Origin of the sequence: Ohtaekwangia sp., from assembly GCF_036568665.1 — a bacterium.
Lineage (GTDB): Bacteria > Bacteroidota > Bacteroidia > Cytophagales > Cyclobacteriaceae > Ohtaekwangia.
In genome coordinates, this window is record NZ_DATCSD010000065.1 from 1 (window position 1) to 5,047 (window position 5,047).

The following is a 5,047-nucleotide window of genomic DNA, read 5'->3' on the forward strand; positions in this document are numbered from 1 at the left end:
AAAGTCGCCCGTGAAAATATATAGTCAGCAGTTTCTGTATCATATCATCTTACAACCTAAAGCGAAATTTGCTTTTGAAATTCCGGCCAACCAGGAAGCCGCAGCATTTATACCACTGGGCGATGCCACGGTGAACTGCCGCGACTTTGGTAAAAGTGAATTAATAGGTTTTGCAAACGAGGAAGGCACTGTAGAATTTACCAACAAAGGTATATCTCCGGTAGATATCATTGTGTTTGGAGGAGAACACTATAACGAACCGATTGTAGGTGAAGGACCTTTCGTTATGAACTCGCGACATGAGATCTCGCAAGCTTACCGCGATTTCTTTGATGGTAAATATGGAGAGATCCAATACTCTTGACAAATGTCAACGCGCTTTCTTATCCAATATCATTAGGAAGCGCCTGTTGGCACCCGACCTTTGATCACCAAACGAACAAAATAGAAACAACACAAAAAATTTAACATTATGGAAAACAAGACATGGATTATTGACAATGCACACTCAGAAGTTCAATTTAAAGTAAAACACCTTGTTATCAGCACCGTTACCGGAAGCTTCACAAAGTTTAATGGTATAGTAGATGCTACCGAGAATTTTGAGAATGTAAAAATTTCTTTCGAAGCTGATATTGACTCGATCTCCACACACAACGAACAACGCGATGAACATTTGAAGAGTCCGGAGTTCTTTGATGCCGGAACTTTCCCCAAGTTGAAATTTACTTCAACAAAATTTACCAAGACAGGCGATGATTATGAACTGGAGGGCGACCTGAGTATTAAAGATGTATCGCGCAAAGTAAAGCTAACCGTAGATCACAGCGGAATTGCTAAAGATCCCTGGGGCAATGTGAAAGCCGGCTTTGAAGTATCTGGCAAGATCAACCGTAAAGATTTCGGACTTACCTGGAGTGCACTTACTGAAACCGGTGGTGCTGTAGTAAGTGATGAAGTAAAACTGATTGCCAACATTCAACTCCTGAAACAATAATTTTCCGATCACAACATAAATATCCAATCATAGCCCAAATAAAAAGAGTGACGTTACTGTCACTCTTTTGTTTTTATACTACATAAAATTCTAAGGATATATACTACTTCGTTATTTTGGTTGATACACTGGATATAGTGAAGCTGGTGCTCTTTGTTCCTGCGGTGTAACTTCCTCCGCTATAGAGTCCATCGGTAACCGTACCGCTTGAGCTTCCGCCCAGGTATAGATCATACGTTGACCCGGTTGCGAGATTAGGCGAAGAAAACGCGAACGACTGGTATTTCTTGGTAGGCTTGAACGTAACTACATCTGTACCATCGCCTGCCTGTATATGAATCAATGATCCTGCGGCTTGTGATGTGCTCAGATTTATCAGCACTGAATTTTGCGTAGAAGTGGTACCCGGAATCTGCGCCATGCCCGAACTACCTGCAGCAGCAATAAACCCTCCGGAGATCTTGAAGGTTTGATCGTAATCGATAGGAGCGTTGTTATTAGCCGTTGGTCCGTTTACAATCACCACACCATCAGTCATAACAATTGATCCATTAACATCTATACCATCGCCTGTTGCATCTACATAAATATAGCCGCCATATATATACAGGTAATAACTGGAAGATGAAGTAAACCCACCCGTACTCGAACCATCGTTGCCACCGGCACCATTTATACCATCATCGCTCGCTGTTACGTGAACAGTTCCATCGGTAATGGTAAGCAGGGCACTTTCTATACCTTCGTAGGATTTGGTGATGGTGATCTCACCACCATTTATACCCAATGACGTATCGGCATGCATACCATCATCACCGGAAGTAATGGTAAATGTACCATCGTTTATCGATACGTTTCCGTTAGAGTGTACAGCATCATCGGCAGAGCTGATGGAGAATGTTCCACCTTCTGTAATAACATTTATACCACCCTTAAGTCCTTTTGCAGATTTGTCTGAACCAACCGAGCTACTGCTTCCACCGCCCGACACAATGGTAAAATCTCCACCGGCAATCAACGCATCAGTCTCAGCCTGCAACGCATCACCTCCGGCAGTAATTTTCAGCGTGCCGCCTTCCACCAATATATAGCCCCGCGCTTCCTCTTCGTCATTATCGGATTTTAATCCATCGCCACTGGCATTTATAGTGATTGCAGCATTTTCAACAATCAAATAATCTTTACCACGAATGCCATCATCTGCTGCCGTTACAGAATATGTACCGCTCTTGATAAGAAGACCATCTTTACTGGCGATAGCATCGTTATAATTACCTTTTACGGTTAGCGAACCGTTGCCATAAATTGTGAGATCGCCTTTACTGAAGAGTGCTGCGTTCGGTTCGTCTTCATCGGCTGAAGCATATACATACGTTTTGGCATCGCTCAAGATATTGGTTGTATTATCAGCCAGCACAATAACCGTTTTCTCTGCACTGGCTATATATACCGGTGCACTGGATGAATTGCTGATATCAACGCCATTGAATATAAGTCTTACCGTTGTTTCATCTTCTGTATCAACAATCACCTGGCCATCCGCAAGGGTACCACTAATGCTATAGGTAGCCGCTTTTGTAATTGTTATTGTGCTGCCATTTATCGTTGCAGCATCCGCAGGGTTTACGGTGATAGAAGTTCCGTTTAACGTGATGGTAATAACATCCGATTCACTCCAGGTATAGTCTGCATCCACCTCGTGATTTGCCTGATTGGCCGCAAGAGCATCCGCTATAGTATATACAATAGCTTCCGTGGGATCGGTATTTGTATTGTCATCATCGTCTGAGGATGTCGGGTCAGATGTGTCGTTGCAGGCGAAACATACAGCCAGCAACAGTACACATATTCGTTTGAGAATAGTTTCCTGTTTCATATAGGGGATAAAATGATCGTATGCACAATAACGCGCTGTATACAATCAATTTTATCACTCCTTCTGTATATCTATCGCAGTAAGAGACAAGAACGGAGAATGTGTAGATATAGACCGGCTAACCGCGTTGATTTTCATACTTACTATATTTAACCCGAATCCGTTCTTCTTCCATATCCAGCATGCTGTGATACTTTCTGATCACCTCTTCTTCAAGTCCCGGATCTTTATTTAATTCATGCAGTAATGTGCGCTGTTGTTCCAGCATCCGGAGGTATACTTCCGGAAATTCGTTATGATCAACGGATGCGCGAAGATCTTCCAGATCGTTCTCCAGTCTTGCTTTTAATTGTTGCAAGGGTATACTTTTCTGAAGTACTTCGTTGTTTTCTTCTTGCAGAAACCTCAGGCTCTTGTCAGTTAATTTTTCCATGATCTTCTGCCCCTGCAATTCTACGGGCAAATGTTTGTCTCGATCCTCCAGTTTCATCCACTGAATAATGAGCGGCAGCGTAAGGCCTTGCACGATCAGTGTAAACAGGATCACCGTGAACGTAATGAACAGAATCATGTTGCGCTGCGGGAAAGCTGTTCCATCAGATAAATATAACGGCACTGACAATGCTGCTGCGAGCGAAACCACACCGCGCATACCAGCCCAGCCAATTACAAAAGGAGCACGCAAGCCAGGACTGCTATCGGCTGTAGTAATATAGCGGCTTATAAATACAGTGAAGTAGGAAGCAAATACCGTACAGGCTATACGTATAATCATCAATACAACAGAAATCAACAATCCATAGAGTATAGCCTGCACCAGGCTGACGGTGCCTAACTGATGAACGACATCCGGCAACTCAAGGCCTATCATCATAAACACTAATCCGTTAAAGACGAAACTTACTGCCGACCACACATTGCCTCCCTGCAACCTGCTGCGATGGCTCAGGTATAAATGACTTCTGGCAGAGAGATACAAGCCTCCGCTAACAACGGCCAATACACCGGAGAAATGGAAGTGTTCTGCCGTAAGGTACATTACATACGGAGCAGACAATGATAACACAATATCAATGTTGGAATCGGTGGGCAGCCACTTGTGTATAATGAAATATACCATACCGATAGCGACACCTATAGCAATACCCGCAGCAATCACCACTACAAAGTTCAGTGCTGCTTCATGAAATACAAACCGACCAGTATCAACTGCGATCAACGCAAAGCGAAATACTACAAGGCTGGATGCATCATTGAGCAGACTCTCTCCTTCCAGTATAGACGACATCCGTCTGGGTACTTTTACATACTTGAGAATAGCCGAAGCACTTACTGCATCAGGAGGTGAAATGATGCCTCCCAATAAAAATCCCAGTGCCATGGTAAATCCCGGAATAACAGAACTCGACACCAGTGCTATAACAAACGAGGTAACAATAACCACGATAAAAGCAAAGCTGCTGATAACTCTGCGCCAACGCCAAAACTCTTTCCACGAAGTATACCATGCTGCTTCGTATAATAATGGAGGCAGAAAAATAATGAATATCATTTCCGGCCGAATGCTCACAGCAGGCATGGCTGGCAAGAAGCTAAGGATAAGTCCGCCAATTACAAGAACGATGGGATACGCTATTTTAAGTTTTTGTGCGAGCATTACGAGTACCAGAATAGCACCCACCAGTATGATATATTCGGTAAATACACTGGGTATATCAGTTTGCATGGAGTAAGGGTTAGTTTTTACCAGGTTCTAATCAAACAATTAAACTATATAAATCAAAGATTCTCCGGCCGGAATTTCTTTGGCAACGCTATATGTCTGCCCGACACCATGAAGATACCATCACCACGGTAATGAACCGTCTTCGGATATTTGGGAGACACCGCTACATGTGCCTTGACTACTTCCAGAATAAAGAAATTATACTTGTCGAGCATCCGTTTATCGGCCACTTTGCATTCGAAGTTCGCATAACATTCTTTGATCAATGGTGCATCTACCTTCTCTGCTGCTTCCTGCGTAAGCTTGAATGTATGAAACTTGTCTGTTTCGGCCCCGGTAGTATTGCCTATGCCAATCACGACATCAATCATATCAACGGTCGGGATATTGATCACGCACTCGCCACTTTTCCTGATCATATCGAAACTGTAGTTGGCGCTTGTAATCA

General features: G+C 43.3%; 5 protein-coding genes. 2 read left to right on the top strand and 3 right to left on the bottom strand.

All coding sequences use genetic code 11. From position 1 onward, the window contains the following. Together VIN08_RS03625 and VIN08_RS03630 are read left to right on the top strand one after the other, a co-directional pair. Positions 1 to 364: pirin-like C-terminal cupin domain-containing protein (locus VIN08_RS03625; protein WP_331960370.1), on the top strand; the 364-nt coding region annotated here is incomplete at its 5' end. Between the two features lie 108 nt (positions 365 to 472). Further along, complete coding sequence (locus tag VIN08_RS03630) at positions 473 to 997, top strand: YceI family protein (protein WP_331960373.1); 525 nt, start codon at positions 473 to 475, stop codon at positions 995 to 997. 103 nt (positions 998 to 1,100) lie between these two features. On the opposite strand, the gene VIN08_RS03635 is transcribed toward VIN08_RS03630, so the two are convergent. The 3 genes from VIN08_RS03635 to VIN08_RS03645 all read right to left on the bottom strand — a co-directional run. After that, positions 1,101 to 2,873 carry a carbohydrate-binding domain-containing protein gene (locus VIN08_RS03635; RefSeq protein ID WP_331960376.1) on the bottom strand — a complete coding sequence of 591 codons (1,773 nt, stop codon included), beginning with the start codon at positions 2,871 to 2,873 and terminating at the stop codon, positions 1,101 to 1,103. 118 nt (positions 2,874 to 2,991) lie between these two features. Continuing rightward, complete coding sequence (locus VIN08_RS03640) at positions 2,992 to 4,599, bottom strand: Na+/H+ antiporter (RefSeq protein ID WP_331960379.1); 1,608 nt, start codon at positions 4,597 to 4,599, stop codon at positions 2,992 to 2,994. A 53-nt stretch (positions 4,600 to 4,652) separates the two neighbouring features. After that, on the bottom strand, positions 4,653 to 5,047 hold a 395-nt coding region (locus tag VIN08_RS03645; protein WP_331960382.1), incomplete at its 5' end, for a flavin reductase family protein.

Excerpts from the sequence above, each read along its gene's own strand:
- VIN08_RS03630 (WP_331960373.1), top strand. The coding sequence starts at position 473 with ATGGAAAACAAGACATGGATTATTGACAATGCACACTCAGAAGTTCAA.
- VIN08_RS03640 (WP_331960379.1), bottom strand. The coding sequence starts at position 4,599 with ATGCAAACTGATATACCCAGTGTATTTACCGAATATATCATACTGGTG.
- VIN08_RS03635 (WP_331960376.1), bottom strand. The coding sequence starts at position 2,873 with ATGAAACAGGAAACTATTCTCAAACGAATATGTGTACTGTTGCTGGCT.